Consider the following 26,829-nt stretch of genomic DNA (forward strand, 5'->3'; position numbering starts at 1 on the left):
TACTACAGGAGCCACATCATGGAAAGATGGAAGGAATCCCAACTCAAACAACTGGCAGCCTCCGCAGAACTTGAAATCGCCTACGGTGTATCGCTCAGTTTTGCAAAAAACATGGGGTTCGAATTTTTTGCTTTTTCAACCAGTTACACTTCGAAAACCGACGATTTCAATACCGTGCGATTAAACAATTACCCCTCAGACTGGAACTCCGCCTATGAGAAAAAGAAGCTGGCTGCCATTGATCCAATAGTAGCTCATTGCCACCAATCAGCAATGCCTATCGTGTGGAGCGAAGAGCTGTTCAGCGGCGCGCGATGTCTATGGGATGGGCTTGAGCAGCAGGGATTGCAACACGGTTGGTCGCAAGCGATTCACGACGAGGAAAGCGGTCTGTGCAGCATATTGAGCCTGGTGCGCAGCCACTGCCCGATCAGCGCGTGGGAGCTGTACGAACATCTGGGTTTTTCCTCGTTCATCGGGCATCACCTGCACAAGCTGGCTGTACGATCGCTACCCACAAGGCCTGCCACACCGTCCAACCCGCAATTGTCGCTGCGGGAAATCGACGTATTGAAACTGGCCGCGGATGGCAAAACAGCCTACGAAAGCGCCGGAATTCTTAATCTCAGCCCGCGAACGATCAATTTCCATGTTCAGGAAGCCATCCGCAAATTCGGAGTAAGCAATAAGATTTCAGCTGTCATCGCGGCCGCCAAGGCTGGCTACCTCGACAGAAACGCAATAGGTTGACTGGAAAAACCTGCGAGTAATCCACTCCAAAAAAACGTACCATTCGCGGTCCCTCCTGAGTGATGACGTGTGATTTGTCCACGACGCAGTCCACTCGGACGGCCCCGCCGCCAAGACGCCCCAGGGCCGCGGGATACCCGTTGATTACCCAGAGCCCCGCCCCATGCCCTTGCTCGAAACACCCTTCGCCAGCCTCGACCTGATCCGCCAACCCGAACAGCAGAACGAACCCCTGCAAGCCTTTGACGCGGCAGACGAGTACCTGCTCAACCATCTGGCCGAACAGCGACCTTCGACCGAGACGCGGGTTCTGGTGCTCAACGACAGTTTCGGTGCACTGGCAGCCAGCCTGGCAGGCAAAGTCAACGTCACCAGCAGCGGCGACTCGTTCCTGGCTTTTCAGGGTCTGGAAAAAAACCTGGCGCGCAATGGCCTGCCGTTTGATGGCGTACCGCACATACCCGCCAGTGAAGCGCTCAAGGGGCCCTTTGACCGGGTACTGATCCGGGTGCCGAAAACCCTGGCGTTGCTGGAAGAACAACTGATCCGCCTGCAAGGGCAGTTGGCTCCAGGTACCCAGGTGATCGCGGGCGCAATGATCAAACACCTGCCACGTGCCGCAGGCGATCTGCTGGAGCGCTACATCGGCCCGGTGCAGGCGACCCTGGCGGTGAAGAAAGCACGGCTGCTGATCGCCACGACCGAAGCAAAAGCCCCCGTAGTCTCGCCCTATCCGACGCGCTATCGACTCGACACACCGGCCATCGAATTGCTCAACCACGCCAACGTGTTCTGCCGTGAAGGCCTGGACATCGGCACGCGGGCGTTTCTCCCACACCTGCCGAAGAACCTCGGCAGCGCACGGGTCGCCGACCTCGGTTGCGGTAACGGCGTTCTGGCGATCGCCAGCGCCCTGCAAAACCCCGAGGCCCATTACACACTGGTCGATGAGTCGTTCATGGCCGTGCAATCGGCCGCCGAGAACTGGAGCGCCGCACTGGGCGAGCGCGATGTGACCGTGCGGGCGGGCGATGGTTTGGCCGGGCAGGAACCTCAATCGCTGGACGTAGTGCTGTGCAATCCACCGTTTCACCAGCAGCAGGTGGTTGGCGACTTCCTGGCCTGGCGGATGTTCCAGCAGGCCCGGGAAGCCCTGGTGACAGGCGGTGCGTTATACATCGTCGGCAACCGTCATCTGGGGTATCACAGCAAGCTCGCGCGGTTGTTCCGCGGGGTCGAGCAAGTCGCCGCCACGCCGAAATTCGTGATTCTCAAGGCCCGCAAATAATCAGGGCAAAAAAAACCCTCCATCAGGAGGGTTGTAAATCCGCGCCGCAAGGCTGCGGGATGAGATGTCAGGTCATTAGTGTGTGGTCAGGCCGGCGGCGTTCATGAACATGCGCATCAGGCTGGCGACGATGAACAATGCACCGACGCTTCCCGCCCAAATCATGGCCAACCAGCCAAGCCGCTGCCACAGCGGCTTTTTTTCGGCCTGTTCGATGTCGTGCAGGGAATGTTTGTTGCTCATAGCCTGAACCTCCAATGAAGGTGGGTGGCGCCCGTCATGGCGCCATCGCGAGCAAGCTCGCGCCCACAAATCCGCGCAGCAAAGGCCTAGTGGTAACCATCTTCATGGGTGACCTTGCCGCGGAACACGTAATAGCTCCAGAAGGTGTACCCAAGGATGAACGGGATGATGAACAGCGTGCCCACCAGCATGAAGCCCTGGCTCTGCGGCGGTGCCGCAGCGTCCCAGATCGAGATCGACGGCGGCACGATGTTCGGCCACAGGCTGATGCCCAGGCCGCTGTAACCGAGGAAGATCAACACCAGCGTCAGCAGGAAAGGCGTGTAGTGCGCATTGCGGGCCACCGCCCGGATAAGACCGTACAAGGTCACCAGCACCAGAATCGGCACCGGCAGGAACCAGAACAGGTTCGGCAACGTGAACCAGCGCGCCGCAATCTCGGCATGGGCCAGTGGCGTCCAGATGCTGACGATGCCGATCACCGCCAGCAATACGAACGCCAAGGGTCGCGCCAGGTCATGCATTTGCTCCTGCAGCTTGCCTTCGGTCTTCATGATCAACCAGGTGCAACCGAGCAACGCATAAGCCACTACCAATGCGGCTCCGCAGAACATCGTGAATGGCGTCAGCCAGTCCAGCGAACCTCCGGCGAACTGACGATTGACCACCGGCAAACCATCGATGAACGCCCCCAGCGCCACGCCCTGGAAGAAGGTGGCCGCCACCGAACCACCGATGAACGCCTTGTCCCACAGGTGGCGCTTGGCATCTTTGGCCTTGAAGCGGAACTCGAAGGCCACGCCACGGAAAATCAGGCCGATCAGCATGAAAATCAGCGGCAGGTACAACGCCGAGAGCACCACCGAGTAAGCCAGCGGGAACGCACCGAACAATGCTGCGCCCCCCAGTACCAACCAGGTTTCGTTACCGTCCCAGACCGGAGCGACGGTGTTCATCATCACATCGCGGTCACTTTTGCCGGGGATGAACGGAAAGAGAATCCCGATCCCCAGGTCGAATCCGTCCATGACCACGTACATCATGATGCCGAAGATGATGATCACGGCCCAGATCAGCGGAAGATCAATACCCATGATTCAAATCTCCTTGGTCAGGCTGTGGTCGGCATCGGCGTGTTCATCGCCGGCTGCGGAAAGCGGACGTGCCGGTGTGCGTTTCTGGCCAGGACCACCTTCGTTGGTTTCCTTGCCCTCGTCGATCTTCGGCCCTTTGCGCACCAGGCGCATCATGTAGCCCAGGCCGGCACCGAACAGGGCGAAATACACCACGACGAACAGGATCAGGGTGATGCTCATCTGCATGAAGCTATGGTTGGAGGAGGCATCCGCCGTACGCATCAGCCCGTAGACCACCCACGGTTGACGACCGATTTCAGTGGTGAACCAGCCGGCGAGAATCGCGATCAGGCCGGACGGCCCCATCCACAACGCCAGATACAGGAACGGCCGCGAGGTATAGAGCGTGTCGCGCTTGCGCAGCCACAGGCTCCACAATCCGGTGAAGATCATCAGGAAGCCCAGGCCGACCATGATCCGGAACGACCAGAAGACGATGGTCGAATTCGGCCGGTCTTCAGGCGGGAACTCCTTGAGGGCGGGTACCTGTTTGTCCAGCGAGTGGGTCAGGATCAAGCTGCCAAGGTACGGAATCTCGACGGCGAATTTGGTCTTCTCTTCTTTCATGTCCGGCCAGCCGAACAGGATCAGCGGCGTCGCCTCGTTACCTTTGTTTTCCCAGTGGCCCTCGATCGCGGCGATTTTTGCCGGTTGATGCTCGAGTGTGTTGAGACCGTGGAAGTCACCGATGACCGCCTGAATCGGCGCCACGATCAGCGCCATCCACATGGCCATCGAGAGCATGGTGCGAATCGCCGGGTTGTCTTTGCCGCGCAGCAAATGCCAGGCCGCCGAGGAACCGACGAAGAAAGCCGTTGCGACGAACGCCGCCGTTGCCATGTGCATCAGGCGATACGGGAACGACGGGTTGAAGATCACCGCCAGCCAGTCGGTCGGAATGACCTGGCCGTTGATGATCTCGAAGCCTTGCGGGGTCTGCATCCAGCTATTGGACGCGAGTATCCAGAAGGTCGAGATCAAGGTGCCGATGGCGACCATCACCGTGGCGAAGAAGTGCAGACCGCGGCCCACCTTGTTCCAGCCAAACAGCATGACGCCGAGGAAACCGGCTTCGAGGAAGAATGCCGTCAGGACTTCGTACGTCAGCAACGGCCCCGTCACCGATCCGGCGAAGTCCGAGAAACGGCTCCAGTTGGTGCCGAACTGATACGCCATGACCAGCCCCGAAACCACACCCATGCCGAAGTTGACCGCAAAGATCTTCGACCAGAAGTGGTAGAGATCGCGGTAAGTGTCGTTGTGGGTCTTCAGCCACAGGCCTTCGAGAACCGCCAGGTAACTCGCCAGGCCAATGGTGATGGCGGGAAACAGGATGTGGAACGAGATAGTGAACGCGAACTGAATTCGGGCGAGATCAAGTGCCTCTAAACCGAACATAAGTCTTCCTCTGTCAGGTAGTACGGCTGCCGGCGCAAGCCTGCATCCACGGTTCCCACGGGTATGGAGTGCGGCGAATTCAAATTCGTTCTTTTTTTTACCAGCATCGCAACGCAGGGAGTCTGGCGCTCGGGTCACAGAATCAACGCCTGTCGAGGGTATTGATCTGGATCAAGCAACGTTGAAAGAGTAGTCCCATTTGCGAGGATGAACCGCGTGGTCTTTTGCCGCGTGACAAGTTGCCTCACCGACGCGAGCCAGACGAATAGATGTCTAGCTAACCAAATCTTCCAGGATGGCAACTTCCTGTTACAGCTTAATGATAATCTCTCCCTTTCCCACACCCAGATCTGCTTCCAGATGCCCAGCCAAGAGCCCTTGCTGTTACGTCATCACCGCCCTTTCATCGCGTTCTGGCTGGCCCGGATCTTTACGGCCAGCGGCTTTCAAATGCTCACGGTGGCCATTGGCTGGAACCTGTACCAACTGACCGGCAACGTGCTCGATCTGGGCCTGGTCGGGCTGGTGGAGTTCGCCCCGCGCGTGCTGTTCATGCTGCACACCGGGCATGTGGCAGACCGCTACGACCGGCGCAGGGTCGCGGCGATCTGCCAGTCCATTCAGGCACTGATCGCCCTGTCGCTGGCGATCGGCAGCGCAACTGACCATGTCACCCGGGAAATGATCTTCATCCTCGCGTTCGTGCTCGGTGCCGCTCGCTCCTTCGAAATGCCGACCACCCAGGCCCTGCTGCCGAGTATCGTGCCCAGCGCCCTGTTTCCCCGGGCCGTCGCCGCCGCACAGTCGGCCCAGCAGTCAGCGACCATCGTCGCCCCGGCCCTCGGTGGATTGCTCTACGCCTTCGGCAGTGTCTGGGTCTATGGCCCGACGGTGATCCTTTACCTCATTGCCTGCTCGCTGATGCTCAACCTGCCCGCCCGCCAAACGCCGCTGAACAAGGGCAAGGCCACCCTCGATTCACTGCTGGCCGGCATCCGCTTCATTCGCAGTCGCCCCGACATACTAGGGGCCATCTCCCTTGACTTGTTCGCCGTCCTGCTGGGTGGCGCGACGGCGTTGCTGCCGGTTTTCGCCAAGGACATCCTGCTGACCGGCCCGTGGGGCCTGGGCCTGCTGCGCTCGGCACCCGCAGTGGGCGCGCTGATGATGTCGCTGTGGCTGGCGCGATTTGCTGTCGACCGCAATGTCGGGCGAGTGATGTTCACCGCCGTGGGCATATTTGGTGTGGCAACCATCGCCTTCGGCCTGTCGACATCGTTCTGGTTCTCGCTGGCCGTACTGGTGATCCTGGGCGCGGCCGACATGATCAGCATGGTGATCCGCGCGTCCTTCGTGCAACTGGAAACCCCGGACGAAATGCGCGGCCGGGTCAGCGCCGTGAACGGATTGTTCATCGGTGCTTCGAATCAATTGGGAGAATTCGAATCCGGCCTGACCGCCCACTGGTTCGGAACCGTGCCGGCGGTGGTCATGGGCGGAATCGGCACACTGGTGGTGACCGGGGTGTGGATCAAACTGTTCCCGAGTCTGGCCAGCCGCGATCGCATGCATGTGCCGAAGGAAGAAGTGAAGGCCTGACGCTAAACCACCAACTCCGACGCCACCGCCGTTCGCGTGGCCTTGCCGCAGAGTTGTTCCACCAGCGCCAGGGCGAACGGCAGGGCGGCGCCCGAGCCCTGGGCCGTGATGCAGTTGCCATCAACCACCACCGGTTGATCGACGAAGTTGCAGCCTGACAGTTGATGGCTGGCCGAAGGCAGGCACGTCATGCGCCGCTGGCGCAACACGCCAAAAGCCTGCAGCGCCAGCGCGGGGGCCTCGGCAATGCCCGCGAACAAGCGACCGGCCGCCGCCTGATCCTTGATCAATTGTTGCAGGGGCTGATGGTTCGCCAGGTGCTGCGCCCCCACTGCACCGCCGGGCAGGACAATCAGGTCGAATGGCTGGGCCAGCAGGTCCACCAGCATGGCATCGCAGGTCAGGCGGGTGCCGCGGGCACAGGTGAGCATGCGTCGCCCCTCGATGCTGGCCACCACCACTTCCACTTTGGCACGGCGCAGCACGTCGACCAGGGTCACGGCTTGCAGGTCATCGATGCCCTCGGCGAGGGTAATCAAGGCTCTAAAGGTCATAAGGGCAATCCACGGAATGATCCTTAAAGCGTAGTCAGCTTTCCCGACCCTTGTTCGAACCCCGCCTTACTTGATGTAAAGCTGGGTCGACAGGGTATTGCCCGGGGCGTTGATCGAGGTGTTGCTGAAGGTGAACGTGCCTTCCTGCTTACCCGCCATATCGAAGACATACAGATAACCAACGGTTTTCATGCCGACAGTGCAGTCCGTCAGGTTGCCGTTAGTGAACGCACAGACTGGAGCCCGGGTGCCATTCACATCAAAACCGTCCAGTCCGACATGCGCCTCGCGACCGTAACCGACTTCCAACACGTAGATCATGATGTGAGGACCGGAGTGGTTGCAGCGTGTCTGCTCCTGTCCTTCAGCAATGTCTTCAAAGCCGCAGGCCGGCGATTCGACCTTGAGCACTTTCAACTGAGTCAAGGGTGGCGCCGAGGCCGCCGAGGCGGTTTGTGCCCCCAGGCACAAGGCCAGCAACATTCCGATGCCGATAAACAGACGCTTCTTCACGCGATACCCCTCCCCAAAAACAGCGCGCAGTATGGCTGACTTGGGCTAAACGCAAAACATCGACGACGATCACCGCCATAAGCAGCCATAACCCTACGCTGCTGGTATGATGCGCGGCTTTTTCCGACCCACAGAAAATTCCCAGGCGCCAACAGCGGTCTGTGCTTTGCTGTTGAGGTCGATACATTCACGGCGCCGGGCGCGCCACGGGGAGCAGACATGCTGGAAAGGCTGTTTCAACTCAAGGCACACAACACCAACGTACGCACCGAGATACTGGCGGGCGTCACGACCTTTTTAGCCATGGCCTACATCCTGTTCGTCAACCCGAGCATCCTCGGCGAGACCGGCATGGACAAGGGCGCGGTATTTGTCGCGACCTGTCTGGCCGCCGCCATCGGCTCCACAGTCATGGGGTTGATCGCCAACTACCCGATCGCCCTCGCGCCGGGCATGGGCCTGAACGCCTTCTTCACCTACACCGTGGTCCTGCACATGGGTCACACCTGGCAAGTGGCGCTGGGCGCGGTGTTCATTTCGGCGGTGTGCTTCTTCCTGCTGTCGATCTTCCGCATCCGTGAATGGATCATCAACAGCATCCCGTTGCCATTGCGCTCGGCGATTGCCGCCGGTATCGGCCTGTTCCTGGCCCTGATCGCCCTGCACAACGCCGGCATCGTAGTCAGCAACCCGGCGACCATGGTCGGCCTCGGGGACCTGAAACAACCGGCACCGATCCTCGCCACCCTCGGCTTTGCCCTGATCGTCGCCCTCGAAGCACTGGCCGTGCGTGGCGCCGTGCTGATCGGCATTCTGGTCGTGACCATTGCGTCGATCCTGCTGGGTTTCAGCCCGTTCGGCGGCGTGATGTCGATGCCCCCTTCGCTGGCGCCGACCTTCCTGCAACTGGACATCAAGGGCGCATTGGACATCGGTCTGGTCAGCGTGATCTTCGCCTTCCTGTTCGTCGACCTGTTCGACAACTCCGGCACCCTGATCGGCGTCGCCAAGCGCGCCGGCCTGATGGGCAAGGATGGCCACATGCCGAAAATGGGCCGCGCCCTGATCGCCGACAGTACCGCCGCCATGGCCGGTTCCCTGCTGGGCACCTCGACCACCACCAGCTACATCGAATCCGCCGCCGGCGTGAGTGCCGGTGGCCGCACGGGCCTGACGGCCGTCGTGGTGGCGATCCTGTTCCTGCTGGCGCTGTTCTTCTCGCCCCTGGCCTCCAGCGTTCCGGCGTTCGCCACTGCCCCGGCGCTGCTGTTCGTCGCCGTACTGATGACATCTGGCCTGGCCGAAATAGACTGGGACGACATCACCGTTGCCGCACCGGTCGTGATCACCGCCCTGGCGATGCCATTCACTTATTCCATCGCCAACGGCATCGCTTTCGGCTTCATCTCCTGGACCGCGATCAAACTGCTGTCCGGGCGTGGCCGCGAGCTGAACCCGGCGCTGGTGATTCTGTCGATTCTGTTCGTGATCAAGCTGGGTTGGTTCAACGCATGACTTTTAATTCCCAGGCCTACGCCACTCAGCTCGAAGAAAAGGTCACGCGCTTGCGTGACCTCCTGGCGCCGTTCGATGCGCCGCAGCCGACCGTCTTCGACTCGCCGCTGCAGAATTTCCGCCTGCGCGCCGAATTCCGCCTGTGGCGCGAAGCCGGCGAGCGCCACTACGCGATGTTTTCCCAGGAAGACAAACGCACGCCGATCCTGATCGAAGAATTCCCGATCGCCAGCCAGCGCATCAACCAGTTGATGCCGCAGCTCAAGGCCGCCTGGCAAGCCAGTTCAGCCCTGAGCCACAAGCTGTTTCAGGTGGAGTTCCTGACCACCCTGGCTGGCGACGCCATGATCACCCTGTGCTACCACCGTCCGCTGGACGAACACTGGCACGCGGCGGCTTCGAAGCTCGCGGCCGAATTGAATGTCAGCGTGATTGGCCGCTCCAAGGGCAAGCGCGAAGTCATCGGTCACGATTACGTGGTGGAGAAGCTGGAAGTCGGCGGCCGTACCTTCAGCTATCGCCAGCCCGAAGGCGCGTTCACCCAGCCCAACGGCACCGTGAACCAGAAGATGCTCAACTGGGCGTACGACGCGCTGGGCGATCGCCCGGACGACTTGCTGGAACTGTATTGCGGCAACGGCAACTTCACCCTGCCGCTCGCCACTCGTGTGCACAACGTACTGGCCACCGAAATCAGCAAGACCTCGGTCAACGCCGCGCTGAGCAACCTCAGCGAAAACGCGGTGGATAACGTCACCCTGGTGCGCTTGTCCGCCGAAGAACTGACCGAAGCCTTGAATGAAGTGCGGCCGTTCCGTCGCCTGCACGGCATCGACCTCAAGAGCTACGAGTTTGGCAGCGTATTCGTCGACCCGCCGCGCGCCGGCATGGACCCGGACACCTGCGAACTGACCCGGCGCTTCGACAACATCCTCTACATTTCCTGCAACCCGGAAACCCTGGCGGCCAACATCGCCCAACTGCACGACACCCATCGCATCACCCAATGCGCGATGTTCGACCAGTTCCCGTGGACTCACCACATGGAATCCGGCGTATTGCTGACCCGGCGCTGAGTGCAGGCGCCAGACATGAAAAAGCCGTCTCTGCGACGGCTTTTTTGTGGCTCAAGGGGCGACATCAACCTTTCGCGGACGCCCACCTTTTTTGCCATTGGCGCGTGCGGCCTCAGCCTTGGCCGAACTGCTTTGACGGCCATTGCGTGACGCGACGATCGAAGTCGCCATGGCCATCAATGGCGGACACGCCGATATCATCTCTGCAATGGATACATGCAGATCCTTACCTTCGTGGCAAAGCGCCGTACCGGAGTAACCGACTTTCAGCCGGGTGAAATCCTCGGCCTCAAAACCGTCGAATTCCGAATAATTCTTGACCGGCAGCAACACACCGCTGCCATCTTCGAAGCTGACGGCCAGACACGGGTCCAGAAAGGCTACCGCCGTGGCCTGTAAACCGCTGCGACGGCGTAACTCACCCCTTTCAATGGCTTCGTCCAGGCGACTTTCGGTGACTGGTAGATCAAACAGCGTCCTGGCTTTTATGGTTTTCATAACTCGATCTCCACACCTTCTTGTGCACCCTTCAGAAATAGCAGCGTCTTGTTCGCTTCGGGCTCATAACACGCAGAACCAATCATGTAAGTCGCACCAGCAATCCCTTTCACCAACACAACCTCATTGATTTGCCCGTCCCACAACTGGTTGTCGAGACAGACCGTTTGAATTTTGCGCCACCAGATACCACGAGCGCGCTGTAGATGGGCAGGCTGCATGAGCGATTGACGCAATCCCTCAAGCACCGCCAATGGCGGTCGTCTCGACAGCGGAACGACATCCCAGAGTTCAACACCGTTGTGCCAGAAGCAAAACTTGAACCTCGCACTCCATGTTCCGGCGTCCACATGCACATGCGGTGGACAGTGTTCATCGCGCAACATGATCACCACTGAGAGCCCTTTATAACGGCATACTTTCATGCTAACCCATCCGTTAGGTTAATGAATCCGAAGACCCGACATTCCCTGAAAATCCGACAATCGGCATGACGCACACAATCGTCAATGCGCTTCTGAGACTAGCGCTCAGCCCTATCTGCGGCCGATTCACAGCCTTGAAAAAACGTAACCAATCCTTTTCCGGCGCCCACAAAAAAAGCCGTCTCTGCGACGGCTTTTTTTCACCCGGTTTTCACCCTGGCAGATTCTTTCGATATTCAGTGGTGGTGATGCCTTTATACCCCCAGTTATCGGTATCAATTTCCTCGATCACGATGTGCGTCAGTTCTGGCGGTTTGCCGAGGACGCGCTGCAAGGTTTCGGTGATTTCCGCGATGACCTGGGCTTTTTGCTCCCGGGTAACGCCGTCACGGGTAATACGTACGCTGACGAAAGGCATGCTGTATCTCCTGCTCGTTGATCAAGAAAGGCCTGGGGCATCGAACTCACTGTATCGGTGTGCAGGCATCTGATAAATACTGATTCACACACTTCATTTGATCCCCGGTGTAATCAATCATGCAGCGACAATTCGACGATCTTCAGCTAGGCAGTATCGAGCTGTTTTGCCTGGCCGCCGAAGCCGGTAGCTTCACTTCTGCCGCGCTGGTGGCAGGCGTCACTCCGGCGGCCGTGAGTCGCTCGGTGTCACGTATGGAAGAGCGTCTGGGCGTACGGCTGTTCGCACGCACCACCCGCAGCGTCAAGCTGACCGACAGCGGTCGTCGCTACTACGAGGAATGCCGCCAGGCGCTGGCCCAACTGGTTGAAGCCCAGCGCGAAGTCATGGGCCAGCAGCAAGTACCGTCCGGGACCCTGCGCATCAGTATTCCCACCACCTACGCCCACCATCGCATCCTGCCGTTGCTCCCGGCCTTTCGCGCGCGTTTTCCGGCGGTGAAGGTTGAGTCGCACATCAGCAATCGCAACATCGATTTTGTCGGCGAAGGCTATGACATGGCCATTCGCGTGCGGGCGATTCCGGATTCCGGCCTGATCGCCAGGCCCCTCGAAGACGCCGAACTGGTGATGGTTGCCAGCCCCGACTACCTCCAGCGTGCCGGCACGCCGCAAACCCTCGACGACCTGCAGCACCACGAATGCATCCAGTACGAACTGCCCAGCAGCGGCCGGCGCATCGCCTGGTTGTTCAACGACAAGAGCGTGGAGCGGGAAATTCTGGCGGAAGGCAACTTCAGTTGTTCCGACGATGTATTGGGTGGCGTGACCCTGGCGAAACACGGCGCGGGGTTGTTTCAGACCTATCGTTTCATTGTCGAAAAGGAACTGGCTGATGGCTCGTTGCTGGAAGTGCTCAAGCCCTACGGCGGACGCTCTCGGCCGTTTACCCTGCTCTATCCGCAAAGTCGCCACGTCCCCCTCAGATTGCGGGCGTTTATCGATTTTCTGCTTGAGCATCTGCCGCGCTGATACGAAACCGTCCGATCACCGCACACAAAAAGCCCGGTGACTGGCTCTTCAATTGACCGAATTAACCAGTTAGTACAATTTATCTCCACAGGCTGGAATCCTCGGCCAATGCCAAAAACAATAAGTGGAGAAACATCGATGCCCCCCATTATTCTGGTGCTCAACGGCCCGAATCTGAACCTGCTCGGCACCCGTGAGCCGGCAACCTACGGCCACGAAACCCTCGCTGACATTTCCGCCCTGTGCGGTCGTACCGCCGAAGAATTCGGCCTGGCGGTGGAGTTTCGCCAGACCAACCACGAAGGCGAACTGCTCGACTGGATTCACAACGCCCGCAACCGTTGCGCCGGTATCGTGATCAACCCGGCCGCGTGGACCCACACGTCGGTGGCGATCCGCGATGCGCTGGTTGCCAGTGAACTGCCGGTGATCGAAGTGCACCTGTCCAATGTCCACGCCCGTGAACCTTTGCGCCACCACTCCTTCGTCTCGGCGATCGCCACTGCGGTGATGGCCGGGTTCGGCAGCCACGGCTATCGCCTGGCGCTGGAGCATTTCAGTCTGCGTTTGAAGGGGTGAACATCGTGAATCCGAACCATACGGTATTGGCCGGACTGATCGGCGCCGGCATCCAGGCGTCCCGCACCCCGGCGCTGCACGAACATGAAGGCGATGCCCAGGGTTTGCGCTACCTCTATCGCCTGATCGACCTCGATCAACTGAAACTCGACAGCGATGCCCTGCCCGACCTGCTCAGTGCCGCCGAGCGCATGAACTTTACCGGGCTGAACATCACCTTCCCGTGCAAGCAGGCGATCATCCCGCTGCTCGACGAATTGTCGCCGGAAGCCCGCGGCATCGGCGCGGTGAACACCGTGGTGCTCAAGGATGGCAAGCGCATCGGCCACAACACCGATTGCCTGGGATTTGCCGAAGGCTTTCGCCGTGGCTTGACCGGCGTTGCCGTTGACCGCGTCGTACAGATGGGTGCCGGAGGCGCCGGTGCCGCCGTCGCCCACGCACTATTGAGCGAAGGCGTACGGCAACTGAGCATTTTCGATGTGGAAATCAGTCGTGCCCAGAGCCTGGCGGACAACCTCAATCAACATTTCGGCAGCGGCCGCGCTGTCGCGGGTCTCGATCTGGCGGGGAGCCTGGCCGAGGCCGACGGCCTGGTGAACACCACCCCCATGGGCATGAAAAAACTGCCGGGCATGCCGGTGCCGGTCGAGTGGCTGCGCGCGCAGCTGTGGGTCGCGGAGATTGTTTACTTCCCGCTGGAAACCGAACTGCTGCGCAACGCCCGCGCCCTGGGCTGCCGGACCCTGGATGGCGGCAACATGGCGGTGTTTCAAGCGGTGAAGGCGTTCGAATTGTTCAGCGGCGTGGTGCCCGATGCCCAGCGAATGCTGGCGCACTTTCAAAGCATGAATGGCTGAAGGCTTTCTGTGGCGAGCAAGCTTGCTCGCCACGGTTCAGGCCTGCAAATAGCGCAGAACAGACTCGCAAATCATCTCCCGATGACGCTGCTTGATGCCCTCGTCCGGCAAGTCGATCTGAAAAATCTCACCAAAGGTGTGACGGTTCGACACGCGATAGAAGCAGAACGAACTGATCAGCAAATGCACATCCAGCGGAACCAGCCCCTTACGAAACAGCCCTTCCTCGGCACCACGACGCAGAATCTCACCCAATGAGTCGAGGATGGTGTTGTTCATCGCCTTGATCGCATCGGAACGCTTCACGTACTCGGCGTTGTGGATGTTTTCAATGCTGACGATGCGCACGAAATCGACGTTGCGGTCATGGTGATCGAAGGTGAATTCCACCAGCCGCCGAATCGCCTCCACCGGGGCCAGTTCGGCCAGGTGCAGACGGTTCTCGGTGCTGCGGATATCGCCGTAAAGCTTTTCCAGCACTTCGACGTAGAGCTGTTCCTTACTGCCGAAGTAGTAATAGATCATGCGCTTGGACGTGTGGATGCGCTCGGCGATCGCATCCACACGAGCCCCGGAAAGCCCCTGCTGAACGAACTCGACAATGGCTTCTTGAAGAATGTTCTCGCGGGTTTTTTCCGGGTTGTTCTTGCGACTCTTACGCGGCTCGGCCATCGGTTCGTCGGACGCCAAGGAGAGTTCTGAAGTCATTGTCATTGCGGGCTCACGGCCATCACTGCACAAGCGGGCGATTATGGGCTGAGCCGCACACTGAGGGAAGCCGTGCGGCAATGGATTACTCCCGTCATTACGAATTTCCTACAACTTTGCCTGACGGACGGCACCACTTCGGGATTTGGCCATTGCCGCCAGTCGTACCGCGACGTTGGCCGCGCCGTAACCGGCATAGCCGTTCTTGCGCTGGATGATCTCGAAGAAAAACCGCCCTTCGAACGGCTCGGTGTACACATGGAACAGCTCGCCACCCTGGGCATCGCGGTCGTACAGCACGTTGTAGTAGGCCAGTTCGCTGAGGAACTCGTCGTCGAAGTCGAAGCGCGCCGCCAGGTCGTCGTAGTAGTTGAGCGGGATGTCCAGCAACGGAACGCCCGCCGCTTTCGCACGACTGACTTCGGCAAAGATATCGTCGCAATCAAACGCGATGTGATGCACGCCGGAGCCGCGATAACTCGACAGCGCGTGTGAGATGGCGGTGTTGCGGTTCTCGGAAATGTTCAGCGGCAGACGAATCGAGCTGTCCCGACTGCGCAACGCGCGGCTCTTCACCAGACCATAAGGGTCGGGCAACACCACTTCGTCGTCGGCCTCGAAATCCAGCAGGCTCTTATAGAACAACACCCAACTGTCGAGGCTATCGGCCGGCAGGGCCATCGCCATGTGATCGATGCGTTTGAGGCCGCCGCTGGCCAGCGCGTTCGGCTGCAGGTTGAAGTCGGTGCCGTAGACGTCGGCGTCCTGATCCACTAGGTAAATCAGGCTGCCATCCGGCGCGCGCACGGCGGCGAGTTCCAGTTCATTGGGGCCGACCAGCCCGCGATAGGGCTGGCCTTTGTAAGCCACGGCGCGGGCCAGTGCACTGGCGCTGTCCTTGACCCGCACGGCGGTGGCGCACAGCGATGGACCGTGGGCCTCGAAAAAACTGTGGCCGAACGAGTAAGGCTCGGAGTTGAGGATCAGGTTGATATCGCCCTGGCGCAACAGGCTGACGCTCTTGGAGCGATGCTGGCCAGCCTTGACGAAACCCAGGCGTTCCAGCCAGTTCGAGAGCTTGGCACCGAGGCTTTCATCCACGGCGAACTCGAGAAACTCGATGCCGTTGTACTCGCTGGCCTTGGGCGTCTCGAACAGGATGTCGAGGTTGGCCGCAGGTCGGGATTCCTGCTCCAGGCGCTGACGGGTTTTCTCTTCGAGGTACAGCAACGAACGCAAACCGTCGGCGGCATTGGCCCGTGGCGGCGCGGCGCGAAAGCCGTCGTTGAAGATCTCCAGCGACAGCGGCCCGGTGTAACCGCTCTTGATGATCGGTGCGAGGAAGCCCGGCAGATCGAACTCGCCCTGGCCCGGGAAGCAGCGGAAATGCCGGCTCCACTCCAGCACATCCATGGCCAGGATGGGCGCGTCGGCCATTTGCACGAAGAAGATCTTGTCGCCCGGGATATCAGCGATGGCGCTTGGATCGCCCTTGAGCGACAGCGTATGAAAGCTGTCGAGCAACACGCCGAGGCTTGGATGATCGGCCTGACGCACGATGTTCCACACCTGTTGATAGGTGTTCACATGCCGGCCCCAGGCCAGTGCTTCGTAACCGATACGCAAACCCCGCGCGCCGGCGCGTTCGGCCAGCAGGCGCAAGTCGTCGACCAGAATCTGCTCATCGCCAATGGAATCGGCCGAGGCGTTGCTGCACACCAGCACCAGGTCGGTGCCCAGTTCCTGCATCAGGTCGAACTTGCGTTCGGCCCGCTCCAGATTGCGCGACAGGCGGTCACGGCGGCAGCCTTCGAAATCCCGGAACGGTTGAAACAAGGTGATGGCGATCCCGAGATCGGCGCACATCTGTTTGATTTCCCGGGGGCTGCCGTCGTAGTAGAGAAGGTCATTCTCGAAAATCTCGACGCCGTCAAAACCAGCGGCGGCAATGGCTTCGAGTTTTTCCGGCAGGGTACCGCTCAAGGAAACGGTGGCAATGGAACGCTGCATATCTTCGACTCCCGGTACTGGAGACCATTTTGTTAGGGGCATTCGCCAGCTGATGCGGGGACTGCGTTTAGCTTTGAGTGAATTATTGGCTGCGTGATCCCGCACAGCAATTTAAAGTGTACTACCCAGTTAGTTTTGCGTGCGATTATCGAACAAAATGGCAATTGGCGAATTGACGATTTTTCGCCCACTGCGCAACATCAACACCACATTGGGCCCGGTCACCACTCATCGGTCCCAGTTAACAACGACCCAGAACACCACATAAAAATTTCAAAAAAACGGGTATACGCTCATGCGCTCCTTCACCGCTCTGCTCGCTCGAACCAACGCCATTACGCCTGGCCCGGCGTCCATCCGAACCCTGCGCACCGCTGGCACACACGTGCCGCTCGCTGAATAACCCGTCAGCCGACGAAACAGCCGATCAGTCCTCACGCGCTCGCCGCCAGCGATTGATCACGCGCCCTTGAAGTCCCGACGAGCCTGGCTTGTCAGTCATTGAACGGATGGCACACATGAATCCTACACAAAGCTCACGCATGGCCCCGGCCATGAGCGCTACCACCGGTGGCATCGGCGATAAAATCCGCGGCGCCATGGCCGTCGGCAAAACCCGTTGGGGCATGCTGGCGCTGGTGTTTTTCGCCACCACCCTGAACTACATCGACCGCGCCGCCCTCGGCGTCATGCAGCCCATCCTGGCCAAGGAAATGAGCTGGACGGCGATGGACTACGCCAACATCAACTTCTGGTTCCAGGTCGGCTACGCCATCGGCTTCGTGCTGCAAGGGCGCTTGATCGATCGGGTCGGTGTGAAGCGCGTGTTCTTCTGCGCCGTACTGCTCTGGAGCCTCGCAACCGGCGCTCATGGCCTGGCCACATCGGCGGCTGGCTTCATGGTTTGCCGCTTCATCCTCGGCCTGACCGAAGCCGCCAACTACCCGGCCTGCGTGAAGACCACGCGCCTGTGGTTCCCGGCCGGCGAGCGTGCCGTGGCCACCGGTATTTTCAACGCCGGGACCAACGTCGGTGCGATGTTCACGCCGATGTTGCTGCCATTGATCCTGCACGCCTGGGGCTGGCAAGCCGCGTTCCTGTGCATGTCGGCACTGGGCGGCATCTGGCTGGTGTGCTGGGGCCTGAAGTACTTCAACCCGGATGATCACCCGAGCGTCAAACAGTCGGAACTGGACTACATCCAGAAAGAAGACGAACCGGAACAAACTCGCGTACCGTTCTCGAAAATCCTGCGCATGCGTGGCACCTGGGCCTTCGCCCTCGCCTACTCGATCACCGCGCCGGTGTTCTGGTTCTACCTGTACTGGCTGCCACCGTTCCTCAATCAGCAATACAACCTGGGCATCAACGTCACCCAGATGGGCATCCCGCTGATCATCATCTACCTGACTGCCGACTTCGGTAGCGTGGGCGGCGGGATTCTGTCCTCGTTCCTGATCGGCCGCGGTATCAACCCGATCAAGGCGCGACTGATGTCCATGTTCCTGTTCGCCTGCTGCATCATCGGCGTGATCATGGCCGCCGGCTCCAGCAACCTGTGGGTCGCGGTGTTTGCCATTTCCCTGGCCATCGGCGCGCACCAGGCCTGGACCGCGAACATCTGGAGCCTGGTGATGGACTACACGCCCAAGCACATGATGAGTACGGTGTTCGGTTTCGGTGGCATGTGCGCCGCCATTGGCGGGATGTTCATGACGCAGTTGGTCGGCCATATCCTGACCGTCACCAACAACAACTACACCGTGCTGTTCACCCTGATTCCGGCGATGTACTTCATCGCGCTGATCTGGATGTACTTCATGGCCCCGCGCAAGATTCCGAAAGTAGAAGACTGATGCTGCCTCGGCGCAGGCCCGATTTCGGGCCTGCGCTTTTTTTGTGCCTGCATTTCATGAATCCACGATTTTTCGTTCATCGCCAAGGAGGTCTAACCATGTCGCCAGGTCGCCTGAGCATCGCCCAACGCGCGGTCATCAGCTTCGGTCTCATCGCCCTGCTGGTGCTGTTGCAGGGCTTGTTCGCCCTCAAGCAAGTCGCCGAAGTGCGTGCCACCGGCCAATACACCGAGAACATCTCCCTGCCCAGCACCCGCTACCTGGGGGAAATCCGCGACTATGCATTGAGCATTCGGGTACTCAGCCTGCGCATGGCACTCAACCGCGACGCCAAGGTGCTCGAGGCCACGGTGAGCCGCCTGCATCAGGTGCAGGGCTGGCTGGAACAGGCGCTGAACAAATTCACCCCCCTCGTAGGCGATTACAACAGAGAGCCGTACGAAAAATTCGTCGCGACCGTCACCCAATACCGTCAAGCGCTGGCGCAATACGAAACCCTGTCGCGGGAAAACCGCCAGGAAGAAATGACCGCGCTGCTCAACGGCAAGATCCAGGATTACTCGACCCTGACCGGTGACCAGTTCGCCGAGCTGGTGGCCCTCACCACCCAGCAAGTCAGCCAATCGGCGCAACAGGCCGACGCGCTCTACAACCAGGTGAAAGTCACGGTGATCGGGGCCTTGATCGCCGTCTCGCTGCTGACCGTGCTCCTCGCCTGGATGTTGATTCGCAGCATCGTGGCGCCCATCCGTCAGGCCGTAGACGTGGCCGAGCAGGTCGCCGCCGGGGATCTCAGTACGCCGATCCGCAGCCACGGCACGGATGAAACCGGGCGTTTGCTGACCGCGTTGTCGATCATGCAAACCAGCCTGCGCGAGACCCTGCAACGGATCAGCGACGCCTCCACACAACTGGCCGCTGCCGCCAACCAGATGAAACAGAGCACCCACCAGGACTCTGGCCGCCTGCAACAGCAGCACAACGAAATCGAACAAGCCGCCACCGCGGTGAACGAGATGACCGTGGCCGTGGAAGAAGTCGCCCGCAATGCCGTATCGACGTCTGACAGTACGCGCCAGTCGACACAACAGGCGAGTCAGGGTCAGGCGCGGGTGATTGAAACACTCGACTCGATCCAGGCCATGAGCGCCGATGCCGGCACAGCCCTGCAACAGGTGCAGACCCTGGCCGAGCAATCCCGGGAAATCGGCAAGGTGCTGGACGTGATTCGCGCCATCGCCGAACAGACCAACCTGCTGGCGCTCAACGCGGCCATCGAGGCCGCCAGGGCCGGGGAAGCCGGGCGCGGTTTTGCGGTCGTGGCCGATGAAGTTCGCGCACTGGCCCATCGCACTCAACAATCGACCCGGGAAATCGAACAGATGATCGGCCGGGTTCAGGGCGATACCGAAGGTGTGGTGCAGTCGATGCACGGCAACAGCCAGCGCGTTGCGCAAACCCTGTCGCTCGCGGAACAGGCTGGCATCGCACTGGCAGAAATTACCCGGGCCATGGAACAGATCCATGAGCGCAACCTGGTGATTGCCAGCGCGTCGGAAGAGCAAGCGGCGGTGGCGCGCGAGGTGGACAGGAATCTGCTGAACATTCGCGACCTGTCACTGCAAAGCGCCGACGCCTCGACCCGCACCAGTGCTACCAGCCAGGAGCTGTCGCAATTGGCGGCGGGCCTGCAAAACCTGGTGGTGCGCTTCAGGTTCTGAGCGGCCTCAACGGCGACTTTGCTGCCAGGCCGCCGCCAGGCCACTGCAGCAAATCACCGCGATCCCAAGCACCGTGGTCAAGGTTGGCGTGTGGGAAAAGAGCAACCAGCCCAGCAGGCCGGCAAACACGATCTGGCAGTAACTGAAGGGCGCCAGCAAAGCGGGCGCGGCATGGCGGAAAGCCTGGGTCAGAAACAGATGCGCCGTCATGCCGCAGGCGCCCAGCGCCAGCATCAGCACGCCATGGGGCAGGCTCGGCACCTGCCAGAAGAACGGCACCAACGCACTCATTACCAGGGTGTTGCACAGCCCGGCGAAGAAGTTGCTGGTGGTCGGGCTGTCGATCTCGCTGAGCTTGCGGGTCAGCAGTTGATAGAAGCAGAAAAACAACGCCGAACAGAACGGCAGCAACACCGCCGGGGTGAACAACTCGCCGCCGGGGTGAACAATGATCAGCACGCCGCTGAAGCCGAAAATCACCGCCAACCACTGCCCGCGCGTCACGCGCTCCTTGAGCAACGGCACCGACAACGCCGTGACCAGCACGGGCGCCAGGAAGTTGACCGAGGTCGCTTCCGCCAGCGGGATGTACATCAACCCCGTGGTGAAAAACAGACTGGTGCCCAGCAGGCATAACGCCCGGACCAATTGCAGCAACGGGCGCTTGGTACGCAACACCCGCAACCCGGATTGCGGCAGGAATATCCCGGCCATCAACAAGGTGTGCACCACATAACGCGCCCACACCACCATGACAATCGGGTAGAACCCCGAGAGGTATTTGGATATCGCGTCATGACTGGAAAACAGGAAGGTGGCAACGACGATCAGCAAGATGCCCTTGAAGGGCTGATTGACGCCGGAAAGCGGGGTGCTGACTGTCATTGGGTTTCCTTTTGTTTACATCAAAAATCAAAAGCTTCGCGGGCAAGCCACGCTCCTACAGGTCAGCATAAAACGTGTGGGAGCGTGGCTTGCCCGCGACAGGTGCGCAGCACCGCTTACAGCCGCGCCAACAATTCCCGGGTTTTATCCAACGCCATCTGCGCCCGGTCCAACCCGCTCACGCCCTGCTCCAGCAGTTGCAGGGTGGGAATTTCCAGACTCAATGGAATGTTAGCCGGCAAACAGCGCAACAGACCCGGCAGATCGCAATCGCCATCGCCGGGAAACCGCCGCTCATTACGGGCCTGACGCAAAATCTCGGCCATGTCGGCCGGACGCGGCCCCGCCACATCACATAACTGCGCATACCGTAGCCGCGAAGGGGCAACCCTGGCCAGATCTTCCAGCCGCGACCCGGAGCGATCGAAATGGAACGCATCCACCAGCACTGCACCGTTTTCGCGCCCGGCCGCCTCGACGATGCGCACGGCTTGCTCAAGGTTGCGCGCATCGGTCCAGGGCATGAACTCCAGGTGCGGATGCAGTCCATATGGGGCCGCCAGATCACAAAGCAGCGCAAAGTTATCGATCAGGCGTTGCTCATCCACATCATTACCGGCCACCAGTAATTCAGTCGCACCGAATTCGGCACCGACCGCCAGAACCTTCTCGAATTCGGCGACGACGGTATCCGGCTTCAAGCGCAGGATTTCAACATCCAGTACACGTATGCCGGTATCGCGCAGACGCGCCAGGGTCTGACGGCGCAAACCCGCATCCGCCACCAGGGCAAAATGGTGCTCCTCCGGCGTCGCCGGCACCAGACGCAAGCCGACGTGGCTGTACCCGGCCCGCGCCGCGACGTCGACCATCTCGGGCGGTGACAACTCCAGCACGGTCAGACTGGCCAGGGAAAAGATTCGTTCACTCATGGTCAAGCCTCAATCAGGGAAGGTGTGCAAGCGCGACCGGTTTCGGCGGCTTCGCGGATGGCTTCGATCAGCGCCAGGGTGCGGGCGGCATCGGCGGCGCTCACCAGCGGCTCGACTTCCCGGCGCGCGACGCGCACGAAATGCTGCAACTGCAAGCGCAACGCCTCATCGGCGCTGAAGCTTTCCTGCGTCTGCACCAGGGACTGATGCCACCCGCCATCGGCTTCGGTGTAATGCCAGCGCTTGAGTTGCGGAATGCTCAGCGCCCCGCCGGTTCCGGCGAGCAAGTAACACGGCTGGTCGGCCTGACGCGGATACACCGGGTTCTCCCCGGAATCCAGCTCCCAACTCCAGGGCGCCGCCACCGCGTCGGACCCGGTCAGGCTACCCAGGGCACCGTTGTCGAACTGCAGCAACACCGCCGCGCAATCTTCGTTGGCAAAACCGCGGATGGCGTTGCTGGTAATGGCCTGCACCTGACGTACTTCACCGCACAAGTGCCGCAGCAAATCGAGGTCGTGGATCAGGTTGGTCAACAACATCCCGGCACCCGCCTCGCGGCGCCAGGGCGTCTCGAAGTAACTGTCGGGTTTGCGCAACTGCCAGAGCGCCGTGACCGTGGTCAACCGGCCCAAGGCGCCGCTCTTGACCAGTTCATGGGCACGGACGATCAACGGATTGTGCCGCCGATGATGGCCCACCAGCACCGGTACACCCGTAGCCTTCGAAGCCTCCACCAACTGGCGAACCTCATCCAGATGCACGCCGACCGGTTTCTCCAGCAACACCGCTACACCGACGGCGAGGCAGTCGAGGGCGGTGCTGATGTGCAGGTTATTCGGATTCGCGACGATGACCGCGTCCGGCTTCATCTGCTCCAGCATCTGAGCGTGATCGGCGAAATACGCCACGCCCCATTCGGCGGCGAGGGTTGCTGCTTGCGGACCGGGATCGGCCACGGCGCACAGCGTCGCTTCAGTCAGGGTTTTCAGATGCTGGTAATGCTGCTGGCCCATGATGCCAGCGCCGATCAGGGCGATTCGAAGGGGCGAATTCAAGGCGCGGTCCTCTTGTGTTTATTGTTGGAAGGAAGGTTTCCAATAATTTAGAACCCAGTTCCAGATTCTTACACACACAAGGACTGAAAGTGTTCGAACAACGCACAGCTTCATTTGGCAAACGAAAATCCTTTGTGGGAGCGGGCTTGCCCGCGATAGCGGACCTCCAGCCAACAATGATGTCGGATATAAGTCCCTCATCGCGGGCAAGCCCGCTCCCACAGGAGAAACTTGCGCCCCTAGTTAAACAACTCCGACGCCAGGCTCGCCGCCGACAACTCCTCGGTAAACCTCAACAACAACGGCGCCAGTTCATGCAGTCGCGCGCCCGGCATCCGCGCGCTCGGCCCGGCAATGCTGAGTACGCCGATCACCCGGCCATCGCCGGGATGACGCACCACCGCGGCAATCGCCGACGTGCCTATCGCCGAACTTTCCTCGACACAGGCATAGCCTTGCTCCCGCGCCAGGCGCAGGCGCTCGAGCAATTCAATGTTCGAGCGCGGCGCATTCGGCCCCAGTTCCAGTGGTCGGTCCATGGCCTGGCGTTCGACCAGCGACAGGGCTTCGGCATCGCTCATGCACGCCAGCCACGCATGCCCGGAAGCCGTGTAAAACAGCGGGGCATCGCGGCCCATGTCCGGGTCGTAGCGCAAGCCGGAGCGGGCCCCCTGGGACTTGGCGATCCAGGTCTGCCGCTCGCCGTCTATGACGCCCAGGCGCACCAGTTCACCGGTTTCCTGAGCCAGGCGATCGAGCACCGGCTGCACGATATCGGCGCCACTGCTCGACAGATAACGGAACCCCATCGCCACCAGCTTGGTCGACAGGTGGTAGCGCAGGTTCTCCGGATTCTGTCGCACATAACCGAGGCGGATCAGCTCCGCCAGCATGCGATGGGTGGCGCTCTTGGGGATGTCCAGCTGCTCTGCCAGGGTCTGCATCGGCAGGCCACGGGGGTCGCTGGTGAGGCTTTCAAGCACACTGAAAACACGTTCGATCTGACTGCCGGCCATGGGAGCTTCCACGCAAAATTTGCTCGATTCTAGAAGACAACCGGCCGAATGCGAAATCTGGAACTCGCCGTCCGATTACCGCCCGCTTTGTGCGCCCCAGGCTTGCCCGACTCCGTCGACCTCTTATATTTTCTGGAATCAAATTCCAAAATAATAGACCGCTGGAGTGCTCAAAATGCCTGCCGAACCGCCCATTCTTCCCGACATCGACTGTGATGTGCTGATCGTCGGCTCCGGTGCGGCCGGTTTGTCGGCCGCTGTCACGGCGGCATGGCATGGCCTGAAAGTCATTGTGGTGGAAAAAGATGCGGTTTTCGGGGGCGCCACGGCATGGTCCGGCGGCTGGGCCTGGGTGCCCTGCAACCCCCTGGCCCGTCGCGCCGGCATCGTCGAAGACGTGGCACTGCCGCGCACCTACTTGAAACACGAGTTGGGCGAGCACTTCGAGCCGGCAATGATTGATGCCTTCCTCGAGGCCGGCCCACAGATGGTTGCGTTTTTCGAACAGCACACCTCGCTGCAATTCGCCGACGGCAATGCCATTGCCGACATTCACGGCGACACGCCAGGCGCAGGCACCGGCGGGCGCTCGGTGATCGCCGCCCCTTATGACGCACGAAAAGTCGGCAAGCTGCTCAAGCGTCTGCGCAAAACCATGCGTGAAACGTCGTTCATGGGCATGCCGATCATGGCGGGCGCGGACCTTACGGCATTCCTCAACCTGACCCGCTCGCTGCCCGCCGCCTGGCACGTCACCCGACGTTTCACCCGCCACCTGCTCGACCTCGCCGTGCATGGCCGCGCGATGCAACTGGTCAACGGTGTGGCGCTGGTCGCACGCCTGGCAAAATCCGCCGAGGACCTCGGCGTATTGCTGTGGGAGTCGGCGCCCGTCACCGAGTTGCTGCGCGAGAACCATCAGGTCCGTGGTGCGGTGGTCAGCACCGCCAAGGGTTCGGTGCGCATCCAGGCGCGCAAGGCCGTCGTGCTCGCGGCCGGCGGTTTTGCCAATGACATCGAGCGGCGCAAGGCATTGTTTGCGCGCACGCCAACCGGGCGTGAGCACCTGGCATTGCCGCCGCTGGCGGTGTCCGGCGACGGGCTGCGACTGGGCGAAAGCGTCGGCGCTCGAGTGAATACCGATGTGGCGTCACCGGTCGCCTGGGCACCGGTCTCGCAGGTGCCGCACAGCGATGGCAGCGTTGGCCATTTCCCGCACATTATTGAACGCGGCAAGCCGGGGATCATCGGCGTGCTGAGCAATGGCCAGCGCTTCGTCAACGAAGCCAACGGCTACTACGACTACGTCAAGGCCATGGTCGCCGCTGCCCCGCCAGGCGAAGAGGTCGCTTCGTGGCTGATTTGCAGCCATGGTTTCCAGCGGCGCTACGGGCTGGGCATCTCTCGGCCGTTTCCGGTGCCGTTATCATCCTTTATCCGCAACGGCTATCTGAAAACCGGTAACAGCCTTGAAGAATTGGCGTCGGCCTGCGGCATCGATCCGGCCGGTCTGCGCCGCACCGTGGAAGACTACAACCGCCATGCGCGCAACGGTGAAGACCCGCAGTTCGGTCGCGGCTCGACCCCATATAACCGCAAGCAGGGCGATGCGCGGCAGCAACCCAACCCCTGCGTCGCGCCGATCGAACAAGGCCCGTTCTACGCGGTGAAGGTCCAGCCCGGTTGCTTCGGCACCTTCGCCGGGCTCAAGGTCAACGCACACGCCCAGGTCCTCGACGACACAGGTCAGGCCATCGCCGGGCTGTATGCGGCGGGCGGCGACATGGCCAGCATCATGGGCGGGCACTACCCCGCCGGCGGCATCAATCTGGGTCCGGCGCTGACCTTCGGCTACATCGCCGCGCGGCATATCGCGGGTATCACCGCTTATGAAAAGGAGATCGACCATGCAGCACATCGTTAACGCCCAAGGTTTGAACATGCCAAAACTGGGCCTCGGCACCTGGCCGATGCTGGGCGAGGAATGCACCCGCGCCGTGGAACAGGCCCTGGCACTGGGTTATCGGCACATCGATACGGCGGCGGGCTACAACAACGAAGACGCTGTCGGTCAAGCACTGGCGAACAGTCCGACACCCCGCGAGCAGATCCACGTCACCACCAAGGTCTGGTGGGACCAACTGCAACCCGACGCCATGCGCCACTCCATGGACCGCAGCCTAAAGGCCCTGCGCAGCGATTACGTCGACCTGTTCATGATCCATTGGCCGAGCACCGACTGGGACTTGCCGAGCACGATCGAGACCCTGGTGTCGTTCAAGGAACAGGGCCTGGCGCGTAATATCGGCGTGGCGAATTTTCCGCTGCCGCTGTTGCGCACAGTCGTCGAGGAACTGGGCGCCCCGCTGTCCGCCATTCAGGTCGAGTATCACGTACTGCTCGGCCAAAACGCCCTGCTGAACTACGCCCGTCAACACGATCTGGCCCTCACGGCCTACACGCCCCTGGCTCGCAACAAGGTGTCGGACATCCCGCAGATCCGGCAGATCGCCGCCAAACACGGCGTGCTGCCAACCCAGGTCGCACTCAAATGGCTGCTGGATCAAGCGAACGTGGCCGCCATTCCCAAGGCCAGTAGCGAGGCCAATCAACGGGCCAACCTGGCGGCGCTGGAGGTGCAACTGGATGACACGGACCGCGCCTTGATCGCCAGCCTTTCCAAACGCGAGCGTCAGGTCAGCCCGCCCTTTGCCCCGGTATGGGACGCGTTCGACGAATAACCCCGCCGATCCGGGCGCT

At 60.7% G+C, this 26,829-nt stretch carries 26 protein-coding genes and 1 pseudogene; 13 read left to right on the top strand and 14 right to left on the bottom strand.

Annotation, left to right across the window (positions count from 1 at the left end; translation table 11 throughout):
- Window positions 1-18 precede the first annotated feature (18 nt).
- Complete coding sequence (locus GQ39_RS21115) at window positions 19-750, top strand: helix-turn-helix transcriptional regulator (RefSeq protein ID WP_047533528.1); 732 nt, start codon at window positions 19-21, stop codon at window positions 748-750.
- 163 nt (window positions 751-913) lie between these two features.
- Entirely contained in the window at window positions 914-2,038 is a 1,125-nt protein-coding gene (locus tag GQ39_RS21120; RefSeq protein WP_047533531.1) for a methyltransferase, read from the top strand.
- A gap of 75 nt (window positions 2,039-2,113) precedes the next feature.
- Here GQ39_RS21120 and GQ39_RS31715 read toward each other — a convergent pair whose 3' ends face one another.
- The 3 genes from GQ39_RS31715 to GQ39_RS21130 all read right to left on the bottom strand — a co-directional run bounded on the left by GQ39_RS31715 (window position 2,114) and on the right by GQ39_RS21130 (window position 4,815).
- The gene (locus GQ39_RS31715) at window positions 2,114-2,281 is read right to left on the bottom strand and encodes a DUF2474 domain-containing protein (RefSeq protein ID WP_081997949.1); all 168 of its coding nucleotides are present in this window, start codon (window positions 2,279-2,281) and stop codon (window positions 2,114-2,116) included.
- Window positions 2,282-2,367: 86 nt separating this feature from the next.
- Window positions 2,368-3,375, bottom strand: coding sequence for a cytochrome d ubiquinol oxidase subunit II (gene cydB, locus GQ39_RS21125; protein WP_047533534.1), 1,008 nt, complete (start codon window positions 3,373-3,375; stop codon window positions 2,368-2,370).
- Window positions 3,376-3,378: 3 nt separating this feature from the next.
- Complete coding sequence (locus GQ39_RS21130) at window positions 3,379-4,815, bottom strand: cytochrome ubiquinol oxidase subunit I (RefSeq protein ID WP_047533537.1); 1,437 nt, start codon at window positions 4,813-4,815, stop codon at window positions 3,379-3,381.
- Window positions 4,816-5,175: 360 nt separating this feature from the next.
- On the opposite strand from GQ39_RS21130, the gene GQ39_RS21135 reads away from it, so the two are divergent.
- Window positions 5,176-6,414: an MFS transporter gene (locus GQ39_RS21135; RefSeq protein ID WP_047533540.1), complete on the top strand. Its 1,239-nt coding sequence runs from the start codon at window positions 5,176-5,178 to the stop codon at window positions 6,412-6,414.
- Between the two features lie 2 nt (window positions 6,415-6,416).
- On the opposite strand, the gene GQ39_RS21140 is transcribed toward GQ39_RS21135, so the two are convergent.
- The gene (locus GQ39_RS21140) at window positions 6,417-6,968 is read right to left on the bottom strand and encodes a DJ-1 family glyoxalase III (RefSeq protein WP_047533542.1); all 552 of its coding nucleotides are present in this window, start codon (window positions 6,966-6,968) and stop codon (window positions 6,417-6,419) included.
- A gap of 66 nt (window positions 6,969-7,034) precedes the next feature.
- Complete coding sequence (locus GQ39_RS21145) at window positions 7,035-7,451, bottom strand: DUF4879 domain-containing protein (protein ID WP_090469928.1); 417 nt, start codon at window positions 7,449-7,451, stop codon at window positions 7,035-7,037.
- A gap of 249 nt (window positions 7,452-7,700) precedes the next feature.
- Between GQ39_RS21145 and GQ39_RS21150 the strand changes: the two genes are divergently transcribed.
- On the top strand, window positions 7,701-8,996 hold the full coding sequence (locus GQ39_RS21150; protein ID WP_047533548.1) for an NCS2 family permease: 1,296 nt from the start codon (window positions 7,701-7,703) through the stop codon (window positions 8,994-8,996).
- Window positions 8,993-10,072: a tRNA (uridine(54)-C5)-methyltransferase TrmA gene (trmA, locus tag GQ39_RS21155; RefSeq protein WP_047533551.1), complete on the top strand. Its 1,080-nt coding sequence runs from the start codon at window positions 8,993-8,995 to the stop codon at window positions 10,070-10,072. The genes GQ39_RS21150 and trmA overlap by 4 nt, the downstream gene beginning before the upstream one ends.
- 51 nt (window positions 10,073-10,123) lie before the next feature.
- Here trmA and GQ39_RS21160 read toward each other — a convergent pair whose 3' ends face one another.
- The 3 genes from GQ39_RS21160 to GQ39_RS21170 form a co-directional block, all read right to left on the bottom strand.
- Complete coding sequence (locus GQ39_RS21160) at window positions 10,124-10,570, bottom strand: DUF2442 domain-containing protein (protein ID WP_047533553.1); 447 nt, start codon at window positions 10,568-10,570, stop codon at window positions 10,124-10,126.
- Window positions 10,567-10,995 (bottom strand): hypothetical protein, encoded by a 429-nt coding sequence (locus GQ39_RS21165; protein ID WP_047533556.1) that lies wholly within the window; start codon window positions 10,993-10,995, stop codon window positions 10,567-10,569. The genes GQ39_RS21160 and GQ39_RS21165 overlap by 4 nt, the downstream gene beginning before the upstream one ends.
- Before the next feature lie 211 nt (window positions 10,996-11,206).
- The gene (locus tag GQ39_RS21170) at window positions 11,207-11,413 is read right to left on the bottom strand and encodes a tautomerase family protein (RefSeq protein WP_047533558.1); all 207 of its coding nucleotides are present in this window, start codon (window positions 11,411-11,413) and stop codon (window positions 11,207-11,209) included.
- 119 nt (window positions 11,414-11,532) lie between these two features.
- Here GQ39_RS21170 and GQ39_RS21175 point away from each other — a divergent pair, with 119 nt between their 5' ends.
- From GQ39_RS21175 to GQ39_RS21185, 3 genes are all read left to right on the top strand, one after another.
- Window positions 11,533-12,444 carry a LysR family transcriptional regulator gene (locus GQ39_RS21175; RefSeq protein WP_047533561.1) on the top strand — a complete coding sequence of 304 codons (912 nt, stop codon included), beginning with the start codon at window positions 11,533-11,535 and terminating at the stop codon, window positions 12,442-12,444.
- Between the two features lie 138 nt (window positions 12,445-12,582).
- Complete coding sequence (gene aroQ / locus GQ39_RS21180; RefSeq protein ID WP_047533563.1) at window positions 12,583-13,023, top strand: type II 3-dehydroquinate dehydratase; 441 nt, start codon at window positions 12,583-12,585, stop codon at window positions 13,021-13,023.
- 5 nt (window positions 13,024-13,028) lie between these two features.
- Complete coding sequence (locus GQ39_RS21185) at window positions 13,029-13,883, top strand: shikimate dehydrogenase (protein WP_047539079.1); 855 nt, start codon at window positions 13,029-13,031, stop codon at window positions 13,881-13,883.
- A 36-nt stretch (window positions 13,884-13,919) separates the two neighbouring features.
- On the opposite strand, the gene GQ39_RS21190 is transcribed toward GQ39_RS21185, so the two are convergent.
- A complete protein-coding gene (locus tag GQ39_RS21190) occupies window positions 13,920-14,597 on the bottom strand; it encodes a TetR family transcriptional regulator (protein WP_047533565.1) in 678 nt (225 codons plus the stop codon).
- 102 nt (window positions 14,598-14,699) lie between these two features.
- Window positions 14,700-16,601 (bottom strand): 3-dehydroshikimate dehydratase QuiC, encoded by a 1,902-nt coding sequence (quiC, locus tag GQ39_RS21195; RefSeq protein WP_047533568.1) that lies wholly within the window; start codon window positions 16,599-16,601, stop codon window positions 14,700-14,702.
- A gap of 518 nt (window positions 16,602-17,119) precedes the next feature.
- Here quiC and GQ39_RS21200 point away from each other — a divergent pair.
- The 3 genes and pseudogenes from GQ39_RS21200 to GQ39_RS33855 all read left to right on the top strand — a co-directional run bounded on the left by GQ39_RS21200 (window position 17,120) and on the right by GQ39_RS33855 (window position 20,178).
- Window positions 17,120-18,457 carry an MFS transporter gene (locus GQ39_RS21200; protein ID WP_047533572.1) on the top strand — a complete coding sequence of 446 codons (1,338 nt, stop codon included), beginning with the start codon at window positions 17,120-17,122 and terminating at the stop codon, window positions 18,455-18,457.
- 98 nt (window positions 18,458-18,555) lie between these two features.
- A pseudogene (locus GQ39_RS33850) lies at window positions 18,556-19,323 on the top strand (MCP four helix bundle domain-containing protein); the annotation flags it as partial.
- A gap of 66 nt (window positions 19,324-19,389) precedes the next feature.
- Window positions 19,390-20,178: a methyl-accepting chemotaxis protein gene (locus GQ39_RS33855; protein ID WP_442961751.1), complete on the top strand. Its 789-nt coding sequence runs from the start codon at window positions 19,390-19,392 to the stop codon at window positions 20,176-20,178.
- 6 nt (window positions 20,179-20,184) lie between these two features.
- On the opposite strand, the gene GQ39_RS21210 is transcribed toward GQ39_RS33855, so the two are convergent.
- From GQ39_RS21210 to GQ39_RS21225, 4 genes are all read right to left on the bottom strand, one after another.
- Complete coding sequence (locus GQ39_RS21210) at window positions 20,185-21,063, bottom strand: DMT family transporter (protein WP_047533578.1); 879 nt, start codon at window positions 21,061-21,063, stop codon at window positions 20,185-20,187.
- Between the two features lie 116 nt (window positions 21,064-21,179).
- Entirely contained in the window at window positions 21,180-21,995 is an 816-nt protein-coding gene (locus GQ39_RS21215; protein ID WP_047533581.1) for a sugar phosphate isomerase/epimerase family protein, read from the bottom strand.
- Window positions 21,996-21,997: 2 nt separating this feature from the next.
- Window positions 21,998-23,053: a Gfo/Idh/MocA family protein gene (locus GQ39_RS21220; protein ID WP_047533583.1), complete on the bottom strand. Its 1,056-nt coding sequence runs from the start codon at window positions 23,051-23,053 to the stop codon at window positions 21,998-22,000.
- 239 nt (window positions 23,054-23,292) lie between these two features.
- Complete coding sequence (locus GQ39_RS21225; protein ID WP_047533586.1) at window positions 23,293-24,069, bottom strand: IclR family transcriptional regulator; 777 nt, start codon at window positions 24,067-24,069, stop codon at window positions 23,293-23,295.
- A gap of 175 nt (window positions 24,070-24,244) precedes the next feature.
- Between GQ39_RS21225 and GQ39_RS21230 the strand changes: the two genes are divergently transcribed.
- The gene (locus GQ39_RS21230) at window positions 24,245-25,993 is read left to right on the top strand and encodes an FAD-dependent oxidoreductase (protein WP_047533589.1); all 1,749 of its coding nucleotides are present in this window, start codon (window positions 24,245-24,247) and stop codon (window positions 25,991-25,993) included.
- Window positions 25,977-26,810 (top strand): aldo/keto reductase, encoded by an 834-nt coding sequence (locus GQ39_RS21235; RefSeq protein WP_047533592.1) that lies wholly within the window; start codon window positions 25,977-25,979, stop codon window positions 26,808-26,810. The genes GQ39_RS21230 and GQ39_RS21235 overlap by 17 nt, the downstream gene beginning before the upstream one ends.
- Window positions 26,811-26,829: the final 19 nt, after the last annotated feature.

This window comes from Pseudomonas sp. 11/12A, assembly GCF_000800055.1.
In the GTDB taxonomy this organism is placed as follows: Bacteria; Pseudomonadota; Gammaproteobacteria; order Pseudomonadales; family Pseudomonadaceae; genus Aquipseudomonas; species Aquipseudomonas mohnii.

Bases quoted from the DNA above. Each gene is read 5' to 3' on its own strand.
- GQ39_RS21115 (WP_047533528.1), top strand. From the start codon at position 19: ATGGAAAGATGGAAGGAATCCCAACTCAAACAACTGGCAGCCTCCGCA.
- GQ39_RS21120 (WP_047533531.1), top strand. From the start codon at position 914: ATGCCCTTGCTCGAAACACCCTTCGCCAGCCTCGACCTGATCCGCCAA.
- GQ39_RS31715 (WP_081997949.1), bottom strand. From the start codon at position 2,281: ATGAGCAACAAACATTCCCTGCACGACATCGAACAGGCCGAAAAAAAG.
- cydB (WP_047533534.1), bottom strand. From the start codon at position 3,375: ATGGGTATTGATCTTCCGCTGATCTGGGCCGTGATCATCATCTTCGGC.
- GQ39_RS21130 (WP_047533537.1), bottom strand. From the start codon at position 4,815: ATGTTCGGTTTAGAGGCACTTGATCTCGCCCGAATTCAGTTCGCGTTC.
- GQ39_RS21135 (WP_047533540.1), top strand. From the start codon at position 5,176: ATGCCCAGCCAAGAGCCCTTGCTGTTACGTCATCACCGCCCTTTCATC.
- GQ39_RS21140 (WP_047533542.1), bottom strand. From the start codon at position 6,968: ATGACCTTTAGAGCCTTGATTACCCTCGCCGAGGGCATCGATGACCTG.
- GQ39_RS21145 (WP_090469928.1), bottom strand. From the start codon at position 7,451: ATGTTGCTGGCCTTGTGCCTGGGGGCACAAACCGCCTCGGCGGCCTCG.
- GQ39_RS21150 (WP_047533548.1), top strand. From the start codon at position 7,701: ATGCTGGAAAGGCTGTTTCAACTCAAGGCACACAACACCAACGTACGC.
- trmA (WP_047533551.1), top strand. From the start codon at position 8,993: ATGACTTTTAATTCCCAGGCCTACGCCACTCAGCTCGAAGAAAAGGTC.
- GQ39_RS21160 (WP_047533553.1), bottom strand. From the start codon at position 10,570: ATGAAAACCATAAAAGCCAGGACGCTGTTTGATCTACCAGTCACCGAA.
- GQ39_RS21165 (WP_047533556.1), bottom strand. From the start codon at position 10,995: ATGAAAGTATGCCGTTATAAAGGGCTCTCAGTGGTGATCATGTTGCGC.
- GQ39_RS21170 (WP_047533558.1), bottom strand. From the start codon at position 11,413: ATGCCTTTCGTCAGCGTACGTATTACCCGTGACGGCGTTACCCGGGAG.
- GQ39_RS21175 (WP_047533561.1), top strand. From the start codon at position 11,533: ATGCAGCGACAATTCGACGATCTTCAGCTAGGCAGTATCGAGCTGTTT.
- aroQ (WP_047533563.1), top strand. From the start codon at position 12,583: ATGCCCCCCATTATTCTGGTGCTCAACGGCCCGAATCTGAACCTGCTC.
- GQ39_RS21190 (WP_047533565.1), bottom strand. From the start codon at position 14,597: ATGACAATGACTTCAGAACTCTCCTTGGCGTCCGACGAACCGATGGCC.
- quiC (WP_047533568.1), bottom strand. From the start codon at position 16,601: ATGCAGCGTTCCATTGCCACCGTTTCCTTGAGCGGTACCCTGCCGGAA.
- GQ39_RS21200 (WP_047533572.1), top strand. From the start codon at position 17,120: ATGAATCCTACACAAAGCTCACGCATGGCCCCGGCCATGAGCGCTACC.
- GQ39_RS33855 (WP_442961751.1), top strand. From the start codon at position 19,390: ATGAAACAGAGCACCCACCAGGACTCTGGCCGCCTGCAACAGCAGCAC.
- GQ39_RS21210 (WP_047533578.1), bottom strand. From the start codon at position 21,063: ATGACAGTCAGCACCCCGCTTTCCGGCGTCAATCAGCCCTTCAAGGGC.
- GQ39_RS21215 (WP_047533581.1), bottom strand. From the start codon at position 21,995: ATGAGTGAACGAATCTTTTCCCTGGCCAGTCTGACCGTGCTGGAGTTG.
- GQ39_RS21225 (WP_047533586.1), bottom strand. From the start codon at position 24,069: ATGGCCGGCAGTCAGATCGAACGTGTTTTCAGTGTGCTTGAAAGCCTC.
- GQ39_RS21230 (WP_047533589.1), top strand. From the start codon at position 24,245: ATGCCTGCCGAACCGCCCATTCTTCCCGACATCGACTGTGATGTGCTG.
- GQ39_RS21235 (WP_047533592.1), top strand. From the start codon at position 25,977: ATGCAGCACATCGTTAACGCCCAAGGTTTGAACATGCCAAAACTGGGC.